Here is a 21649-nt window from a genome sequence, read left to right as displayed (position 1 = left end):
CAATTTTATAATTTCATTGCATTTTAAATCCATAAATGATATGATATTATTTGCATTAGTTTAATTTTTTAGATAAAGGAGTATGAATGACAATGACAAAGAAAACATTGCGCAGAGCGGTTACTGCTTCCCTTGCTAGCGCATTCGCAATATCTTTAGCATCTTGTTCAGCTGCATCGGACAATCATGGTAAAATCGATTTAGATGCCATCTATGCTTCTAGTGGAGATTATTCCGTATCCTACGGAGATATCTGGAACGAGCTTAAATGGAAATCGAATGAGGTTTTAGATACTCAAATTACCAATGTAGTTTTAAATAAGTATATCAATCGTATTAGCATTGTTCTATCTAAGAATTCTAGCTCTCTTACAGGACAGGATAAAGAAGCTTTAGGCTTTGATAGCGAGAATAATGTTTATAGCGATGATGCTTATAACAAGATGAAAGAAAATTATGAAGAAAGAATTGTAGATTACGTAGTACAAGACATCTATAATTTCACTTATCAAACCGATAACTATTGGGACAATTTCGAATCCCTAAAGCGTGTCGATATTGATACCCTTGAGGCTAAATATGTAGATGAGATTTATTCTGAATATTTAGTTGACACTATTGATGGGGTGGAATTACTTAAGTTAATTCAAAAAGCAGATTACAAGAATTATAAGGATAATTTTGCAAACTATTTAAAGCTTGCAAAGGGCTTATCTCAAATCTATTATCCTCTTTATGCAAAGGAATTATTAGCCTATAGTGGACTTGAGGAGGATATTAAAGAGGCGGATGAAGAAGATACAGATGCTGATGATGATCAGTGGGGTTATTATGCTGTATCAAAATATGTATCTAAATTCAAGGAAGAGTACACAAATAATTATGATATGAGTGCTATCATTATCAATTTTGCAAACTCAAGTGAAATGGAAGATACATTAAGAGCCTTTGGATTAAAGTTCAATGGTAAGAACCTATATTATATTTATGATTCAAAGGATACGAATAAATATACCTTAAATGCAGATGGCTATATGACTTATGAGGATTACATCAAATATTATGATGATTTCTCTACAAGTAATCTAAATAATGGCCGTGATGATGAAGGTAACCAGATGGCAACGGTTGTATCTAGCCAAGCCATCCTAGAAATTTATATCCAAATATATAATTATGTATATGGCGGATATAGAAAAAAGCTATCCTCTACTTATACTGGTACAGCTTATACACAGCTAAACCAATTAAGAAGATTAACGGATGAAATCTTAGAGGCTTATGCATCTCCTACTCCAGGAACTACAGTTGAGGAAATGCTAGAGAAGGCCAAAAATACGCTTAAGGCAGATAACGATGAAGAGACTTACTATACTGCAAAAAATTTAAAGAAGCTTTATGGTGATACATTCAAAACCTATATGTATGATACCTTAAAGCTAAAGCAAGGCTCTACTTGCTATTCTTATAGCGGTCAAACATCAAATCTAGGTACATCCTTAGCTTATAAATTTGATGAATATACACATCATGTGGATAAAGAGGAAATTACAGATTCTTCCTTAATTCATTTTAAGGAATGGTATAACGAAGAGGAAAGAAACTCTACAGATATCACTGCATTATTATTAGATACTGAAGCCTATCCATCCTTATCCTTAGATATATTAGAATTATTAAAGAAGGATGATATTACTTCTTCTGCAATTACAAATTATTTAAGTGAAGAATTAGATGATGTTTCTGTAAAGATTTACAATGAAGCTTGTGAAATAAAGTATTCTGCAGATAATGCTGATTATTCAAATGCATTATCTAAGGCAGGAAATGATAACATTTTAGCTACGATTTCTTATGATAATGTAACTTGGAATTTAAATATTGTTGGAGATAGTGAGGATAAGGATTCTGTCTTAATTCCTGGTACTTCTACTCCATTTGGTGTATTTGATTACTTAGAGGCAAAGAGTGGTACAACTACTGCGGTTGATTTAATATCTTCAAAGATTATTAAGACTACAGAGGCATACGAGGATACAAATAAGGATAGAGATTTATATAAGAGATATATTGAGAATATGCTATTAAGCTTCTCTAATGATTATTATTCTCAAAGTGGATATCCTGCATCTATTGGTAAATATAATTTCTTAATGCTATATTTCCATACTGCCGATGTAGAAAAGATCATTGATGATTATTATAGAGTAAATGCTGCATCCTCTAAGCTATTAACAGATTATTCTTCAGATAAGCTAGTAAACTTCTTTGAAAAATATGTTGATATCCAAGAGGCAAATTATTTCTCCTTAGGTGGTACTCGTCTTTATGTATATTTAGATAGAGATGATGACGGCAAGGAGGATAAGGTTTCTGATTGGTGCGATTTGCTTGTATCTGATTATGATGCAACAAGCGTATTTGCAGGTAAGACCTTCGGTGAGGTTGCAAAACAATTCGTTTGGGAAATCTACAATAAGATTAGTGCATCAACATCCTCTCATACAGAGACTGCAAGCCAGCTAGTAAGCGAGATTTCATCTTCTGCAAAGGCCGCTTATGATGAGAACCCTATTTCTGCTGAAAACACTTGGGCAGTTTATAGACATTTAGGTTTAAATGTAAAGACTGCAGAATTCACTGCTACAAACGCAACAACAGATATTGATTTTGATCTAAAGCAGCGTCTATATGATTATGCAAGAGGCTATAGCTTAGATGCAAATGGAAATATCACAAAGACTTATGAATATTTCTTAAATAATACATATCCAACATGCTATATCGAGCCAATGGGTGATAAGGATACCGTAATTAAGGCTGACGATGACACTATCATTCAAACGAATGATGGATATAACCTAATCATGGTTACATCTGGTACTACTTCTGCATCCGCAAAATGGACTAAGACAGATAATAGCGAGGGTATTTTAGAGAATATCGTATTCATGTATAACGAGAACCCTATCACAATTACAGATATCTATAATGATACTGAGGAATTAAATTTCAACCAGATTAAGTTCTACATTCTAGATTATGCAATCCATGGTTCATCCACTTTAGCTCCTCAATCATTATCCGATGCATATTCAAGATATCTATCTCCAGTAGTAACTCGTTTTACTTCTTCTGAGACACAAAGAATTATTTTAATTAATTATATTGAAAATTCTACAAATGCAAGCATTAGCTTCACTAAGAGCGGCAACAATGATGCATTTGCTAAGATTGTAGCTATCGCACAAACTTCTGCTGATAATTATAGCTATTTATATAATGATACAACAGGTACATCGAACCTATATGATTACAAGGATGAAAATGGTAATCTAGTTACTTGGTGGGATAGCATTAAAACTATTTTAAAGGAGGAGGCTTAAGATGAAAAAGGCATTCAAGAGCTTACTTCTTGCAAGTACTACAGGATTAATGGCATTAACTCTTGCTTCCTGTGGTGGAGAGACAAGAAATTCTAGCGTACCTTACGGTGAAGGCAACAAATACAATTCGGATACTGTAATTGCCACTGCATCGAATGACATTACAAATGAAACCATGAAGATGACTTTGGCACAGTTCTATTCTAGATTAAGATATTCTGGAAACACTTTTGTTACAAATAATATTAAAAAGGCTGTTTACAGCAAGGAATATGATGCTGTAGTTGATGTTTTAACTCATGAGAACCTAGCTGATGTTAAGGATTCTACAAAGGCTTTAATTACATTAACTAAGAATGATACTCCCCTTTATAGCCTAAGTGCTACAACACTTGATGCAACAGGTGCATTAAATAATTATCAATATATTCGTCGTTATATGGTAAACGCAATTCAATCCTTATTATCTAGTGGAATATTCTCTGCTACTTCTGCAAAGAAGGTTGCTGATATCGAGGATAAGGTTATCGAGAAATATTACACAAAATATATTGAGACTCAAGCAAGACGTGGAATTACCATTACTAAGGCTGAATTAGCTTTCCAACAGCCAACAGATAATAGTGATGTAATCCAATTTACAAATTTCAAATCTATCGTTGAAAACTATAGAGGATTAGTGGATTCCTTCATTATTACACAATCTGAAAAGCTTGCAAGTAAGAATGCATTATATCAAATTGCAGATGAGGAATACATCTATGAATATGATGCAGACCCATCTACAGATGAAAAAACTAAGAATAGCTCAAACTATCTATTTGATGAAAAGAAGATGGAATCCTTATATAATACTACATATAAAACATATGGTGAATATAAGGCTGTAATCATTCAGTTCAATTCAAGACGTGAGGCATTAAAAATTGCCGATGAAGCTACAAAGGCTTTAGGCTATAGCTTAGATGAGGCGGATACTGAAGAAAAGGTTAAGGATTATTATTTAAAATTATATAATTTAACCTATGCATATGACCCTGCAACAGCGTTAGATGATGACAGATTCACTTATACAGTTTCTAAGGATAAAAATAGCTTAAGTGAATTAAACGATACAGTTAAAACAGCTATTACAGATACATTAAAGAATGGTGAATATTTTAAATCACCAAGAAACCTATCCGATAAGTATTATATGATTTATCATATGAGTACTAAGTATGATGTTTCTTCAACCGATAAGGAAACGGAATTTGCTGATTTAACTAAAGAGCAAAAGGAAAAGTATACTACTTATTTAAAGTGGGATACAATAGAATCGAATGCTTCTAATTATGCATCAACAAATTATAAGGCTTTAATCTATAAGAATTTAAATGATGAGAACAAGGATAATGATTTAAGAATTTATGATCCAGTAGCTGAATATAGATTCTATAATTCTTATTCTGATGTTTATACATTAATGGATAAGTCTTATTTCAAGGATAATTTAATCTTCTCTTATGATGGCATTGAATATAGCTGTGAGGATTTCTATAAGGATGCAAGCCTATATTATGCATCTGAGACAATTACAAATTATTTCCAATTAGAATATGCAAATTCCTTCATCGATAAATATATCGATGAGGATACAAAGACCAAAAATAGCGATACTATAAAGGATGCTATTTCAACATTCAATTCTAATGGTAATTCTCAATATCCTTCTTCTATGGGACTTGAAAATTATTTATTAATTGCATATGGCTATGAAAACGAAGAGGATGTATTAAAATATTACTTTAATGCAGCTAAGTGCTTAACAAGCTACAAGGCTGAAAAGGTATTTGAGGATTGGGCTGTATTAAATCAGGAAAAGACCGATGCTGAGGGTAAGAAGATTTATAACATTAATGAAGCTTATAAGACCCAAGGTATTCTATATAACCTATTAACAAGTGGTAATAAGGATTATTCTACACTATTCAATATTAACCTAGATCATTTCTTAATTAATATTGATGCGAATGGTGATGGTAAGCCTGATGATCCAGATGTATTCTTAAAGGATTTATCTGATGAAACTAAGGAAGCGTTCGAAAATGCTGTAGTAGAATTAGCTCAGGCATTATATGTTGAGGCTACAAGTGGCCTATATGGTGACAATTCCTACTATACAATCCTAAAATATCTAAAGCAGGCTTACGAAGAGGGTAAGTCATTAAAGACTGACCCTACGAAGACTTGGGATGATTTTAAGTCCTTCGAATTCCTATTAACTGTTGAAGAGCTAGCTTCTAATGGTGATATCACTCAGGATTCTGTTTCTAATTTCGTAGAGCCATTCAAGAATTACGTTAAGAATGTTTACAAGACATTAGATGAGGCTGATACAAAAATTGCAGAGGATGGTAATTTCTATATCTATGATTCTGCTGAAGAGAAAGGTCATGTACTTGATAAGGATACCGATGCATCAAAGATTACAATCGATACCCTATGTAAGACGGTATATGGCTACCACCTATTAATCGTTAATAGCTATAGCGGACCAGATTCTACAGATTACAAGAAGCCAAGTGATTATGAATCACAATATGCAAACAATCTTCCTATTACATTAATTGCAGATGATGAATCTACAGATGAGGATGAATCTATCGTTGTATATACAGATTCTTGGAATGAGAATTCCTCTGAAATTTCATTCAACCAATTCTTCATCTATTATGTTCAAAAGGCAAATAGTGCTACATCTTCTCTAGAATCAAATATTGCATCCTTATGCTCTACACTATTTGATAACTCTATTTCTAAATATGTAAGCTCTAATTTCCAAACCTTCTTATTATTATCTAAGTTAAATATCCAAATCGACGCTACAAATGGTCCAAAGGTATTCACTTATGATACAAACGCTGGATTAGATGTTGAATATTACAAGAATGCAGTTATCGATTGGGGAGATGAGAATCAATATCTTCCTTGGGTAGATGGTACTTATAATTGGGATAGACCAAAATCGAAATAAGAATTTAGGCAAACCTCGGTTTGCCTTTTCTTTTGCACAAAAAAATCCTAGCATTTTTGCTAGGATAATTTGTTATTGTTGTTTAATTAAGGATAGCGCCATCTTATGCTTCTGATAATCAATATCAATTACATAAACATGTACCTGATCCCCAACACTTAAGATATCCGATGGGTGGGCTACCTTTTGTGTACTCATCTTCGATACATGTACTAATCCATCATATTTAACGCCACAATCGATGAATGCACCAAAGTCAACTACGTTTCTTACTGTACCATCAAGCTCATCTCCAACCTTGATATCTTCAAAGTGCATAATATCGCTTCTAAGCTTTAATCCAGGGTAGGAATCACGAATGTCACGAAGTGGCTTTTCAAATGCATCTAAAATATCATTTAATGTGAACATATCAATGGATAAATCCTTTGAAATTTGGCTTTTATCAAGCTTTTTAATTTCCTCCCTAATCTTTTCTGTGCCTAAGTCATTTGCGCTTAAATTCATTAATTTTAATATAGCTTTAGCCTTATCATAGGATTCTGGATGAATTGGAGTTTGATCTAGCGGATCGATCGCATTTAATATTCTTAAAAATCCTACACATTGCTCATAGGTTTTAGGGCCAAGCTTTGCAACCTTCTTTAATTCCTCTCTAGACTTAAATCCGCCATTTTCATCTCTATAAGCAATAATATTTTTAGATACTGTCTTTGTTAAGCCAGATACATAGGAAAGTAAGGATATCGATGCAGTATTTAAATTAACTCCAACCTTGTTTACCGCATCCGATACAACATCATCTAACGCTTTATTTAATTTTGATTGTGTAACATCATGCTGATACTGTCCAACACCAATGGATTTAGGGTCAATTTTAACAAGCTCTGCAAGTGGATCTTGAATTCTTCTTGCGATGGATATTGCACTTCTCTTTTCAACTGTTAAATCTGGGAATTCTTCAATGGCAATATCGGATGCAGAATATACGGATGCACCAGCCTCACTTACCATTACATATTTACAATCAAAGCCGTTTTCCTTAATGACATCTGCAATGAAGCTTTCGGTTTCTCTTCCTGCAGTTCCATTACCAATGGCAATAATAGATACATTATATTTCTTAATTAATCTTGCAATCGTAATTTTAGATTCCATAACTAATTTAGGGTCAACCTTTGAATCCTTAGATTTTTCATTTGGATAAATAACTCCAATTTCCTTTACACCACTATTTTCATCAATTACAGCAAGCTTACATCCCGTTCTATAGGCAGGGTCAACACCAAGTACAACCTGGCCCTTCATTGGAGCCTGTAATAATAGATTCTTTACATTCATTGCAAAAATGTGAATCGCCTGTTCTTCTGCATTTTCAGATAAAATGCTTCTGATTTCTCTTCCAATAGATGGTGCAATTAATCTTTTATAGGAATCCTCTATTGCCTCCTCTAGCTCTTGCTTAAATAAGGAATCTCTATTTCTTGTAATATGTCTTCTTAAGAAATCAATATCTCTTTCGGGCTGAAGCTCAAGTGTAACATTGATTACATCCTCATCCTCAGCTCTATTAATTGCTAAAACTCTATGAGGCTTAATCCAACCTGTCTTTTCGGAAGAATCATAATAATTCTTATATTTTTCCTCAGGATCCTTATCATTTTTCTTTTTCTTACAAATAATAGTTCCATATTTTAATGCAGCATCTCTGATATATTTTCTAAAATCTGCATTATCACTAATTTTTTCTGCGACAATGTATTTCGCATTTGTGATAGCATCATCTATAGTTTTAACTTTATCCGTTAAAAATTTCGATACAATCTCACATTTATCTCCTTGATTATAAAGCTTTAGCATAATATCTGCTAAAGGCTCAAGACCTAAGGCAATAGCCTCTGTTGCTTTTGTCTTTTTCTTTTCCTTATATGGACGATATAAATCCTCAACATCGATAAGCTTAGAAGCATTTAAAATATCTTCTCTTAAGGAATCTGTCATCATACCCTTTTCTTCAATTAAACGAATGACATCGGCTTTTCTCTTTTCTAGGGCAACTCCATAATTATATTCATCGGAAATCGCACGAATTGCCTCTTCATCAAGACCTCCTGTAGCCTCTTTTCTATATCTTGCAATAAAAGCTACAGTTTTATCGTCAGCAAGCATTTCTAAAACGGCACCAATTTGGTCTCTTTTAACCTTAAATTTGTCCTCTATTGTCTTTAATACATTATCATTTAAAACTACATCTGCCATATAAATTCTCCTTTTATTTTAAAAAATAAGGCCATTAGGCCTTATCTTATGCTAATTCTAATTGGAAACTTGAACGCTTGTCCGTACCTGTAATGAATTCAGTAACGTGACGAGAGTCACTTCTAATAGTCGCAAAATCCGTGAAGAAAATTCCCCAAGATTTTGGATCATTTGTTTTAGAATCATAATCATATTCATATGAACTCTTAAAGCCATCTTCACCAGCAATATAACCAAAAGCGAATTCGTTTGTTGATGCACTGCTGCCACCAAATTTTCCGCTTGTAATCACATTTTTATTCTTACCAACAGATAAATCAATCATGTATAATACTGCAACCAAAGAATCATTCGATGCATCATCATCAGCTAAAATTTTTTCATTATATTGATTAATCGTGTATTGAATTTCAATTAAAGCCTTAAGTGCTAAATCATGCTCTCCTTTATAATAGAAGGTTACAGATTCATCATCCTTATTCTTGCCCTCATCAATTGCCTTATCTGGATAGAATGTTGTGAAATCAAATGCAGCAAAGAAAATATGCTTATAATATGTACCATCACCATAATCATCTGAATTCGCATGCATTAGCACACCCTCATAACTCATCTTTTTGAAGGTAACTTCTTTTTCATTATATGTATAAGTCTTTCCAACATAATCAATCTTTTCCTCAGTTGTATCTTGATTTGCAAGTACAAGTGGAATGGTAATTGCAGCTGCTAAAACGAGTGCAAGTCCTACTCCTGAGATTATCCAAAATAATTTATTATGTAAGATATTCTTCTTTTTTTGACCCTGTGTGGCTTTACCGGATACTTTTTTTCTTTTAATTGTTGCCAAGTCAATCATCTCCTTTAAAAATACTACACGTTAAAGTTCAAATTATTTTATCATAATTTTGGCATCTATACAAGAAAAATAAGAGAAATCATAGGATTTCTCCGTTATCTTCTATATATACTTCATTATCTTTATTCCATAACTCACCAAGCTTACGACTTAATGGTTTATATAAATAAATCATTGTGAATGCGATTGTAGAAATTAACATAATTTCAAATGGAATATCAGCGATCCAATAAAGATATACATTTATCTTTAGGAATACTATGTTTGTCACTAAGAATAGCATAGAGTAAATGTATGCACCTAAAATAGCACCTAGGGTTAAAAGCAATATGTTCTTATTCTTAAGTAGCCATATAATTCCAATATAGATCATATAGCCTAACCACATAGGTATCATAACAATAGGTGTTAGACTTCCCATATAAATATTATCTAATAATACATGAACAAATACGATAAGACTCGTCTTTTTAAAGCCAAATTGCGATACATATACCGCAAGAAGTAAGAATGTAAATTGGAAATTTGGTATAAATACCAAGAGTTCCTCTTGAACAAAGAGTAATACACTCATGAAGGCTAATATGCATAATTCTCTTACGGTTATTTTATGATCGCTTTTTCTACTTACGATTAAGAATACAACTACCGCAATTAAAAATATACCTGAAAGAACATAAACGATAATACGGAAGGCCTTTATAGAATTGTAATAGCTATTAAAGGATATGGAATCATTGAACATAGAGGTATTATGTAAATTATCCCTTTCGTTAATGGCAAATATCATATTATCCTTTAATTCTATTCCATCGATTCCAGTAGATACGGTTTGTTTTACATAATCATTAAAATCAATCGTATCCTTATAGCTTACACCATCCTTTATATAGCATAGTTCAAACCAAAGCCAAGTAGATGTACCATTCGTTTTTATATTAAAGGAATCTCCTTGAATACCAATTAAATAATGGTCATAGCCAGTTTCTTTATATTCAATTGTATATAAGCTGTTTAATACCTCAAATAAGGTGTCATCCTTTTTATATTCAATACGCTTCTTTTCTACTATCTGATTATCCATATTATTGACAATAAATGTTATTGTCCCTGCACGATTTGCAGATTTTTGATTATTATGAAGAATCACATAAACCATACTGAGTATCATTAATGAAATAAGGAGGACACCAAGAAGTATCCTTCCCATTTTTTTAAGCAAAAATATTCACAGCCTTCTTTTGGTCTCTTTGAATCTTATATGCCATTAATGAAGCATAAATTTGATTTGATGAATAATCACCAGTACCTAATTTTTCTGTTTCGAATACCATTTCTTCTTTGTCATAGCAGTTATCGAATAAGTATTTAATAAGATCTGTATTTGATTCATCTAAAGCAAAGTCTCTTGGGTTTTTGTTCATAGCAACCAAAGGGAATAAAATATTTGCGATAGATGTAGACAAATCCGCACCAAAATCATTGACAGCCTGATGGATGGCATCTGATGTAAATACATTCATTTCACTATCCTCTAATGTATTATATAAAGCCATTCCAGTAATCTGCCAAGCTAAGGCATCTGTACCATATTGTAAGGAGGCTCTAAAGGTTGGATTTTTAACCTCATCTTTAATTTTATTATCTAATCCTAATTCCTTTGCGATAGATAATGAAAATGGCATCACATATTCAGAACCATATGTAGTTAAATTATCTAAATATGTACCATATACTTCTTTGAATTTCGTTAAATCCGTATCAAATAATCTTGCGGCATAATACCATTTCGCATAATTGGCCTCACTTGCCCATGGGGTTGCGTTAGGTAAATCATCTAAATTCGCATTGGTGATAGATTCCTTATAAGCATCACTATAAGAATTTAGGTTAAATAGATTCGAATCATAATTATTCTTCATCATATAATATAAGCTTATAGACTGCCAATATATACCATCAAAACAGCTTGTAGATTGAAAAATAGATGCCTTCATTTTTGTTTTAGCATAATGATATATTGCCTGATCAAGTAATACCTCATAAGAATCCATAGTGCCTAAGCCAGATTCTACTGTATTCCAGCATTCATTTTTGAATGTGAATTTATCTCCATTATCTACAACTATACCATCTACACCTGAAGATGCAAGAACATCATTTTCATAAATCATTAAGCTAAAGCTTTTATCTTGAACTGTTTGATTGATAGAAGTTATATAGTGGCTACCATCACTATCCTTTGCCTTAACATCAAATTTGGCATTTAAGCCCTCCCAAAGGCTTGGGTATTCTTGGGTTGATAATGTCTCATTACCTACCAATTCACCATCAAGATCATAAACCTCAATGGTATAGCTACCCAAATTGGTCTTTGTTTCTGTCGTGGTTTTGCCTAAATCCGTTGTAGTTTTAACCTCACCACTCGTGGTTTTGTTATCACCACCACAGCTTGAAAGTACTATGGCAAGACCAAAAATCATAGTACTCGCAAATAATCTCTTCTTCATTTTTCTCAATTTTGCTCTCTTTATTTTCATGCCGTATCCCAGCAGCACTCAAACAAGATGCAATTTCCTTTTTTAATTTTTATATTTATTCGGGTAAGTCTCCTGACTCCCTCTCATCCTACTTTCTACCTTCTCAGTTGCCCAATGGTAATGGATTTCGTCCTTGTTACAGTTGCTGGTACAGCTCAGGACTTTCACCTGATTCCTTATTAAGTCTTTCGCAAGACGCCCGATAAATAACGAATAAATATTTACTTTTTGATAATCCTATCTAGGATATTCACTAAATCTAGTGCGTCCTTAGAATAATAATCCGCACCTATTCTTTTCGCAATATCCTCTGTAAGAACTGCTCCACCAACAACAATTTTAGCTTTGCAGTTTATTTTCCTTAACGCTTTGATTGTCTCTTCCATAGAAGCTACGGTAGTTGTCATTAACGCAGATAATCCAATGACATCTGGATGATATTTTTGATATGCATCGACAATAACCTCTATTTTAGTATCCTTACCTAAATCGATAACCTTATATCCATAGGATTCCATTACAACCTTACAAATGTTTTTACCAATATCATGGACATCTCCCTTTACGGTTGCCATAACGACAACACCCTTAATCTCGCCTTTAGATGGGAATTTTAAAGAAATAATGCCGAAGGCTTCCTTTGCAGCCTCTGCAGAAGCAATTAACTGTGGCAAATACATTTTGCCTTTATCATAGGCATCACCAACATCATTTAAAGCTTTGATTAAACACTCATTGATGATATCCATAGGATTCTTATCTAAAAGCTCCTTATTTAAAAGATTTGGAATCCTATTCTTTAAGCCCTTTTTAACCGCTAGATATAAATCCATTTCCTTTGAATCAGTCTTTTTATCGAAACTATCCTTTAAAGCATTCGTAGTTTTAGCTTCCTCTACTAAAGCGAAGCGATCAATAAATGCTTCGCTATTCTTATCGATAGAAACTAAAGCTCGGTATGCATAAATTGCATGAATCATCTCTACATCCGATGGATTAATAATAGGCATATTTAAACCTGCATACATAGCCATAGTTAGGAAGGTCCTATTTAATAATGGGCGGTAGGGAAGCCCAAAGGAAACATTTGATACACCGAGTGCTGTTTTCACTCCAAGACCTCGAACTAAGGTTAATGCCTTTAAGGTTTCCATGGCTAAATCCTGCTCTGCAGATAGAGTTAAAACTAATGTGTCAATCATTACTCTTTCCTTAGGAATACCATAAGATCGTGCAGTATCTAAAATGAATTTCGCCTTTTCAAATCTTTCCTCTGCAGTCTTAGGTACACCATTATCATCCATCGCAAGACCTAAGATAACCGCACCATATTTCTTAACGATAGGAAAAACCTTGTCCATAACTTCCTTAGTCGCATTTACCGAATTGATGAGTGGAATACCATTATAATATCTACATCCTGCCTCAATTGCTTCTACATTCGATGAATCAATTTGAAGCGGTAAATCGGAAAATTCTTGAATCTTTGTGACTGCACACCGCATAACCTTAGGCTCATCAATTCCAGGAAGTCCACAGTTTAAATCTAATAAATCTGAGTTTTCCTCCTGAGCTAGGGCTAAGGAAACTAAATAATCATAATCACAATCCCTTAGAGCCTCCTTAAGCCTTTTCTTTCCTGTAGGATTTAATCTTTCTCCACACACCTTAACTCCATCAATTTCAACCATTTTGGATGCGGAATTGATTAATGTTTTAGGTTTATATTCTCTTTCTTTAACCAAAAGGCCTTTAAATTTTTTTGCAAGTCCTTCAATAAACTCTGGAGTAGTACCGCAGCATCCACCTAAAATGGATACTCCAAGTGGAATATATTTTTCTACCTCGCTTACGAATTCTTCTTCACTCATATCGTAATAGGTTTTACCATTTTTGATTTTAGGTAGCCCTCTATTCGGCTGAAGAATGATAGGTAAATTTGTGTATTCTGTCATTCTTTTTACAACAGAAAATAATTCCTTTGGGCCGAGCGAGCAGTTTACACCTAAAGCACTTACCCCTAAATTGGTTAATGTGTTCGCGACAATCTCAGGGCTTGAGCCTGTTAGAGTTCTTTCTGTTTTATCGAAGGTCATTGTTGCATATATTGGTAGATTCGTATTCTCCTTTAAAGCTAAAATACAGGCTTTAATTTCATATAAATCAGAAAATGTTTCTACGATATAGCCATCTACAAGATCTCTTGTAATTAAGGCGATTTCTTTGAATGCATTATAGGCATCATCAAAGCTTAAGGTACCTAAGGGCTTTAGCATAGCACCTGTTGGACCAATATCAAAGAACACCTTTTTATTTGTTACTCTCGCATTAGATATTGCCGCTATCGCAACATCCTTAATAGTATATTTTCCGTGATATTTAATAGAATTAAGACCAAAGGTATTGGTTGTAATATAATCTGCATATTTCGCATAGGATAGGTGAAGCGCTTTAACTACTTCTGGGTTATCTATGTTTAAATCCTCAGGATTGGTTGTTGGAAGTCCAAGCCTGTCTAACTCAGATCCAAAGCCACCATCAAAGATTTCTATTTTTCCCTGTAGCATCTTAATCCCTCCTTTAAATAATCACATTTTGAAGCTAAGAAGCAATCATAACAGCTTTTCTTAGCATTATTTTTAATTCCAACAATGCCAATCATAGATTTTTGTGGAACCATTAAATTACTATCTAAAAGAATAATTCCAATTCTTTTATCCGCTTTTAAAATCTCATGAATGGGACGAATATCAGCTACTTCCGTTCCTTGATATCCCGGACAGAAACGGAAGGATAAATCATCTCTTATTGTCCTTTCATAAAGATCCGCTCTATATTCTAAGTATGCGGATGCACAAGCATCAAAGACGCACATTTTTACCATATCCTTCATTTGATAATATTTACTTCTTTTATCTATTTGTGCACCTAGGGTTGTTGCACAAAGAAGATAGGATGTGGAATTGCCTAAATATTTTAAATATTTATCCTTTTTTAAGAAATCTAGAATATAGTCGTATTCTTGGTAAATATATTGAAATGAGGAAATTCTATCGATTTCCTCTAAGCATTCAACGATTAATTTATCGATCGCCTCATCCCTTGATAAATCCCTATATCCCAAATAGGAATATACCATATGAGATATATCAGAATAATTTACTAAAGACATGTTCTAGCCTTTCATAGATCTTCTTTGCAATAGAAGCTCTATTCATGATGTATAAATGAATGCCGGGAGCACCCTTTGCAATTAAGTCCTCAATTTGATATACAGCATAATTGATGCCAAATTCCTCGAGTAATTCAGGATCATCCTTATAAACCTCAAGCATATTTCTAAAATCTAGCGGAATGGATGCACCACACATATTCTTAATGGATGGAATATTCTTTGGTGAAACTAAAGGCATAATACCAGGAATAATTGGAGATTTTATGCCCATCTTTCTAGCCTCAGATACCAAACGGTAATAATATGCATTATCATAAAATACCTGAGTGATAAAGAATTTAGCACCAGCGAATTCCTTTTCCTTCATATGAATTAAATCTTCATATAATGTATCACATTCGCTATGCCCCTCAGGGTAGCATGCGCCAGCTAAGGTAAAATCCTCATCCTTTAAATAATGCATTAAATCCGTCGCATGCTTGAATGTTTTACAATATTCTAAATCATAATCCTTTGGCTTATCGCCTCTTAAGGCTAATATATTTTCAATGTTTTCCTCACGTAATCTTTTTACAATGGAATCTACATCTAGTGTAGTCGATGGTCCACCCGTTAGGTGTGCTAGTGCTTCTATACCAACCTTATTTTTGATATAGGATGCAATTTCAACATTAGAATTACGATTCGCCCCACCAGCGCCATAGGTTACCGATATATAATCTGGCTCAAATTCCTTAAGCTTATCTATGGTATTAAAAATTTTATCTAAGCCCTCTTGGCCCTTCTTTGGTGGGAAAACCTCAAAGGATAGAGTTCTTTTCTTTTTTAATATTTCATCAATTCTCATAGGATCCTCCTATTGTTTTTGCTTTTGCTTGTAATCTAGGGCAATTTCCTTTAGCTTCCTCAATCTATGATTTAAGCCGGATTTTGTAAGCTTAGGATCATATTCCTCATGAATAATTTCAAGCAATTGGCTTAAGGAATGCTCTGGGTATTCCTTTCTTACCTTCATGACCATTAAAAGCTTTTGATCTAATTCACCTAAAGGATAATTATATTCTAGAAATTGAATATATTTTAATTGCTCCTTAGAGGCCTCATTCGTTTTATCCTGATTGGCAACATCTAAGTTTACACTTCTTAGGGCAGATGCCTTTATTTCCTTTGTAATAATCATATCCTCATAATATTCCATAGAGGCTTGTGCCCCTAAGGTATAAAGTAGTGTGCCAATCGTGTTCTTTGCTTTAATATAACAAATTAAATAATTCTTTCTTTTCGATATTCTTGCATTAAAATCCAAAGAATTTAAAAGCTTTTGAACAAATACAATTTCTGATTCATTTAAAGAAGAAATCTCTAAATGAGAGGATTTCGATGCAGGATCATTGACGCTACCACGAACTAAGAACGCACCCCTGAGGTAGCTTATTTTATTTTCCATAGAAAGCTCAGACTCTCTATAGCTTGAGGATGCGCCAATAATATTTAAATCCTTGATAATCAAATCCGCTCCACTACCTAGGGTAGCTGTATATACCGATTGATTATCTAACCTATCAATTTTTCTTGATTCAATTTCATATTCAATCGGATAGTACTTCTTCGCAAGCATAATGAAGCGTCTTATAACACTCATTAAACTAGAAGTAAAGCTAAGCTTAAAGGGATTGCCAAAGATAACCTCTCCTCCAAATCTTAGCATTGCTTCTATTTCTAGCTTATCAGAAAGTAAATCCGGATTAGACCTTTTTAAAAGGTCCTCCTTTACTGTCTTTGAAAAGCTCATTTCTATTCACCACAAATATTTAATAATTCTGTCAATTTATTAATTACAAATGTAGGATTTGCATCAAGCATAACTTCTGGATGCTTAATGTATAATACGCCACAAGAGCGAATTCCTGCGGCCTTTGCTGCATCAATATCTGCCTTATTATCACCGATATATAAGGCATGCTTTAAATAGACTTCCTCATCTCTTGGGAATCTCTTTTTCTTATCTTGATCATCTAAATCCATATCTACTGCATTTAATTCCTTTAAAGCAAGTAGAATCCCTTCAGGATCTGGCTTATGCTTCACTACATCCTCAGCGCCTACGATAACATCTACATAATCGATTAATCCACACCATTCAAGACCATGAATGACTAAATCACGCTTCTTAGAGGAGCATACACCAATACGGTAGCCCTTCTTTTTCGATAGTGTTCTTAAAACATCTCTTGCACCCTTAAATGCCATTACAAGCTCATCGTGATGAGCAAAATTATATTCTCTATAATAAGCAATCATTTCTTCGACTTCTTTAGCGTCATCACTATATTTGCTGAAGGATTCCTCAAGTGTAGGGCCAAAGAAGGAATCAAGCTCACTATCCGATAATTCATAATCTGGTCTAAAATGTCTAAATGTTTCAATAAAGCTATGATCAATTAATTCTTTTGTATCTAATAATGTACCATCTAAATCGAAGATTAGAGTATCTATATGGTTTTCTCTAACCTCTTCTAATATATCCTGATACAATCTTCTTGGAGCAAACTTTGTAAGTATAGTTCTCTTTAAAATAAAGAAAGATATACCTAAAACAATAAATAATACTGCAGTCGCAATAGATGCAGGAATTGGTCCCATCATAAGTGGCTCTTGAACTCCAGAATGTAATCTTAGGACTTCACATGGAATTCTTACAATACCATACCATAATAAATAAACCGCCATTAAATCGCCAGATTCTAGCTTTTTTATCTTTCTTCTTGCGATTAGCATAAAAACAAATCCACATAAATTTAACATTGCTTCATAGAAGAATACTGGGTGACGATATGCACCATGGATATACATTTGCTCACCAAATGGTCCTAAGCTTGAAATAAAGCCTGGGTTTTGAATAATAGGTCCATATAATTCCTGATTAAAGAAATTACCCCATCTACCACAGATTTGTCCAATTAAAAATCCAGGTGCAACTAAATCGATAATCATATAAAGTGGAACATGTCTTTTTTTGCAATAGATATATACCGTAATTAAAGCGAAGATGACACCACCTTGTATGGCAAGGCCGGATAATCCATTGAATTCTCCGTTCTTAAAGCCTAGCACCTCACCGAAATTATGAAAATCCTTCAAATTGAATAATACATACCATAATCTCGCGCCTACAATCGCAATAGGTACAGTAATTAATACACCAAGATAAATAACATCAGAGCCAATGCCAAGCTTCTTAGCCTCTCTTAAGCCAAGCCAAACGGCTATAATAACTCCAATTAAAATACATATTGCATACCAATGAATGGTTAAATTACCAATTCTAAAGTATGAATTAAAAGCACTTAATAACATAAATCTACTCCTATCTTTCTTGGGCATTGTGGTTAATTTTTTCCACAAACTCCTTAGCCGCGTTTGTACCTAAATATTTAAGCTTTTCGTTCATTGCTGCAGATTCTACAAGTAATGCTACGTTTCTACCTGGCATTACAGGAATCGTAACCTTAGGTATTTCTGTATTGAAATATTTCGCTCTTTGCTCATCTATACCTAATCTATCATAATATTTATTTTGATCCCAAGCCTCAAGCTCAACAACCAAACGAATCATCTTCTTATCACGATAGGATGCAGCACCAAACATAGAAATTACATCTACAATACCAATACCTCTAATTTCCATATAACGCTTTAAAACGTTAGGTGATGTACCAATTAGATTTCCTGGCTCACGCTCCATGATTTCAACTAAATCATCGGCAACAAGCTGATGTCCTCTTTTAATTAAATCGTGTGCTGTTTCGGATTTACCGATACCACTTTTACCAATAATTAATGTACCCATACCACCAATATCCATTAAAGTACCATGTACACTAATTCTTTCTGCAAGCTTATCCTGTAAATACACATAAAGCTTTGATGAGGATGCTGTTGTAGGCAAATCCATTCTTAATACAGCAACATTATATTTATTACCCATTTCGAAGAATATTGGGTTAATAATTACATTTCTTGAGAATACAACACATGGAATATCGTGAGCGAAAATATAATCTAGATTCTTTTTTATTGCCTCAGGTCCTTGCTTATGCAAGAAGGTTGCATCCTTAGATCCAACCAGTAGCATTCTTTTATTATCAAAATAATCATAGAATCCTGCAAACTCTAGCCCTGGTCTTGAAATCATATCTGAGGTAATCTTTTTTAATAATCCACCCTCCCCAGCAAGTAATTCAAGCTTCATAGCTTCCATTAGCTCTTGTACAGTAACAAATTTTTCCATATTATCCTCCATTCTAGCTAATTCTTCTTATCGCTTTATCAACGAAATAATAAAGTATCATAACGATAATTAAATAAAATACCCATGTAATCGAATTTTGAAATACGGAATATACATCACGGTTGAAAATATATATTCCTAAAATAATAATTGTAAATATCATTAAATTCATTGAAATGAAATGCTTCCTGAATGGATTTCTTGGTATATCCTCAAATGCTGTAAGAATCATACTAATAATTCCTGCAACTAAGAATACTAAGAATTTATTTGTAAAGGTGACCTCTTGAAAAAATAGTCCAAAGGCTAAAATAGAAACAAAATACATTAAAGTAAAATGAATAGAGAATAATCCAACACCCCTACCTATTCTTTTTCCTAGAGGTTCTTGTTCCATTTGTAATATTTCTTCTAATAATTCCTCAAGCTCATTGATTTCATCTTTCGTAATATCTGAAGAATTTTCCTTTAATTCTTCGATTAAATTTTCTATTTCTTTTTTCTTCTTTTCTATATTTAGCTTTCTTTTATCCATGGTCTCACCACATTTCAATACTTAATTATATAATAATTAACCCCTATTTACAAGAACATACGAAAAAGGATATTTTGTCTAAAAATAGGAATCCATATGAGGGATTTTATAATGGGGGATACAGAAATAGAGCATTTCGTTTATTCTTTTTTATGGGGTTATTGAGCAATTGAATGCGTCAAAAAAAATGTACCATATAATATAATCACTACTTGAGGAGATTGTAATAATTATAATAGAACTTGACAATGAACTTGGAGGATTAATTATGAAGCATAAAGAAAAAAGGTTGATACTAAGCCATTTAGTACCAACCCTGTGCAAATTAGGAATATTTAAAAAAATGAAAAAGCCTTACCAAAAGAGATTATTTTTTTACGTTTAAATATATAATTGTTGAAGTTCCAACAATAAAAATACAAGCACAATTTATAATAGAAACATATATAGCAATGTCTTTTATGTTATAACCCCAATAAATCAAGCTTTCACAAACATTACAAATAATTGTAATAGAAATAAATAATATTAGTTCCATTGCTACTATCCTAATTTTAGGAAAAACATTTTTTCGAATATATAGCTTATTCAAAATTGATTTTTGTTCTATCGATTGTTTTTCTATCATATTTTGTGATATTCCATCAAAACAATTCGGACATATCATTGTACAAAAGTACCAATACACAATTATAAACCATGGTAGTAAAATAACCAACCAAATCAATTATAACCACTCCCAACTGTTCATATTGTAAGCTAATACTGCTGAACCGGCGGTGGAAATAGCCATTTTAGTTAAGTTGACAGCAGTTAATTTAGCAACTGTACCAGGCAATGCTTTTGAAACAGCATTAATAAATTGTCCACCATACAAGTTAAATATGCCCGCAAATCCTCTTTTTGAAATTGCACCTGCAGCATAGTTATTTGTTGCTTTATATAATATACTAAATGTCCTATTCACTTCACTGTTTTTCAACAACCCTTTTCCGAGTGCTGATGAATTTTGGGAACCAGCTCCAGCCCAAGCTCCTAATCCGAAATTTACAGCACCCATAATGGCGGCTTTTCCCCAGTTTACAGAAGTCCAATTTCCTTTACTAGAAATCAGATCTCCTCCTACACTACTAGCAAATCCAAGTCCTCCAGAAATGCAAGCAGCAGCCAAAGTACCTATTCCGGTTGCTGCTAACATACCACTAATTCCACCGATAGTACCATCAAGTAATACTTGCCAACCGTTAATATTTTCCCATCCATTAGTTGCACCTTGAGAAATTACACTAGCCCCAGCTCCTATTGCAACACCCATAATAGTACTAATAATCAAAGCGGATATCATGAAATGTCCCGTCGGATCCATCCCCGTCACAGGATTATTATTACAATATATAAATAGATTCATACCTGATGGAGTATCTATGTTTAAATAATTAGGACTATCCGGGGTTAACCATCTTCTCCATTTTGGATTATAAAATCTATTATGACAATAATACATTTCTATATCATTATCATAATAATATCCTTTGTATATAAATGGATTATATATGTTTTCACCTGTAATGCTTATAGTATTACCATAGGC

Annotated in this window: 14 protein-coding genes and 1 riboswitch; of the genes, 2 read left to right on the top strand and 12 right to left on the bottom strand. The window is 33.2% G+C overall.

Annotated elements, in window-relative coordinates; all coding sequences use genetic code 11:
- The first annotated feature begins 92 nt into the window (after positions 1–92).
- Both SPJ17_RS03825 and SPJ17_RS03820 read left to right on the top strand, forming a co-directional pair.
- Positions 93–3386 (top strand): hypothetical protein, encoded by a 3294-nt coding sequence (locus SPJ17_RS03825; protein ID WP_321092899.1) that lies wholly within the window; start codon positions 93–95, stop codon positions 3384–3386.
- Position 3387: 1 nt separating this feature from the next.
- Entirely contained in the window at positions 3388–6402 is a 3015-nt protein-coding gene (locus tag SPJ17_RS03820; protein ID WP_321092898.1) for a hypothetical protein, read from the top strand.
- Positions 6403–6474: 72 nt separating this feature from the next.
- On the opposite strand, the gene SPJ17_RS03815 is transcribed toward SPJ17_RS03820, so the two are convergent.
- The 12 genes from SPJ17_RS03815 to SPJ17_RS03760 form a co-directional block, all read right to left on the bottom strand.
- Positions 6475–8661 carry a Tex family protein gene (locus tag SPJ17_RS03815; RefSeq protein WP_321092896.1) on the bottom strand — a complete coding sequence of 729 codons (2187 nt, stop codon included), beginning with the start codon at positions 8659–8661 and terminating at the stop codon, positions 6475–6477.
- A gap of 46 nt (positions 8662–8707) precedes the next feature.
- Positions 8708–9508, bottom strand: a complete 801-nt coding sequence (locus SPJ17_RS03810) for a hypothetical protein (protein ID WP_321092895.1) — start codon at positions 9506–9508, stop codon at positions 8708–8710.
- Between the two features lie 88 nt (positions 9509–9596).
- Positions 9597–10676 (bottom strand): hypothetical protein, encoded by a 1080-nt coding sequence (locus SPJ17_RS03805; RefSeq protein WP_321092894.1) that lies wholly within the window; start codon positions 10674–10676, stop codon positions 9597–9599.
- Between the two features lie 55 nt (positions 10677–10731).
- Positions 10732–12057: a DUF4430 domain-containing protein gene (locus SPJ17_RS03800; protein ID WP_321092893.1), complete on the bottom strand. Its 1326-nt coding sequence runs from the start codon at positions 12055–12057 to the stop codon at positions 10732–10734.
- A 44-nt stretch (positions 12058–12101) separates the two neighbouring features.
- Positions 12102–12275, bottom strand: a riboswitch (cobalamin riboswitch).
- Positions 12276–12278: 3 nt separating this feature from the next.
- Positions 12279–14624: a homocysteine S-methyltransferase family protein gene (locus SPJ17_RS03795; RefSeq protein WP_321092892.1), complete on the bottom strand. Its 2346-nt coding sequence runs from the start codon at positions 14622–14624 to the stop codon at positions 12279–12281.
- Positions 14606–15229 (bottom strand): hypothetical protein, encoded by a 624-nt coding sequence (locus tag SPJ17_RS03790; protein WP_321092891.1) that lies wholly within the window; start codon positions 15227–15229, stop codon positions 14606–14608. The genes SPJ17_RS03795 and SPJ17_RS03790 overlap by 19 nt, the downstream gene beginning before the upstream one ends.
- Positions 15207–16079 carry a methylenetetrahydrofolate reductase gene (locus SPJ17_RS03785; protein WP_321092890.1) on the bottom strand — a complete coding sequence of 291 codons (873 nt, stop codon included), beginning with the start codon at positions 16077–16079 and terminating at the stop codon, positions 15207–15209. Before SPJ17_RS03785 ends, SPJ17_RS03790 begins: the two co-directional genes overlap by 23 nt.
- Positions 16080–16088: 9 nt before the next feature.
- Complete coding sequence (whiA, locus tag SPJ17_RS03780; RefSeq protein WP_321092889.1) at positions 16089–17024, bottom strand: DNA-binding protein WhiA; 936 nt, start codon at positions 17022–17024, stop codon at positions 16089–16091.
- Positions 17025–17026: 2 nt separating this feature from the next.
- Complete coding sequence (gene lgt, locus SPJ17_RS03775; protein ID WP_321092888.1) at positions 17027–18589, bottom strand: prolipoprotein diacylglyceryl transferase; 1563 nt, start codon at positions 18587–18589, stop codon at positions 17027–17029.
- A gap of 10 nt (positions 18590–18599) precedes the next feature.
- A complete protein-coding gene (gene hprK / locus SPJ17_RS03770; protein WP_321092887.1) occupies positions 18600–19523 on the bottom strand; it encodes an HPr(Ser) kinase/phosphatase in 924 nt (307 codons plus the stop codon).
- 13 nt (positions 19524–19536) lie between these two features.
- A complete protein-coding gene (locus tag SPJ17_RS03765) occupies positions 19537–20058 on the bottom strand; it encodes a hypothetical protein (protein ID WP_321092885.1) in 522 nt (173 codons plus the stop codon).
- A gap of 727 nt (positions 20059–20785) precedes the next feature.
- Positions 20786–21649: RHS repeat-associated core domain-containing protein (locus SPJ17_RS03760; RefSeq protein ID WP_321092884.1), on the bottom strand; the 864-nt coding region annotated here is incomplete at its 5' end.

Origin of the sequence: Anaeroplasma sp. (assembly GCF_034179385.1) — a bacterium.
GTDB lineage: Bacteria > Bacillota_I > Bacilli_A > Acholeplasmatales > Anaeroplasmataceae > Anaeroplasma.
The sequence above is the reverse complement of the archived record's forward strand: the minus strand, read 5'-3'. Positions and strand labels throughout refer to the sequence as shown.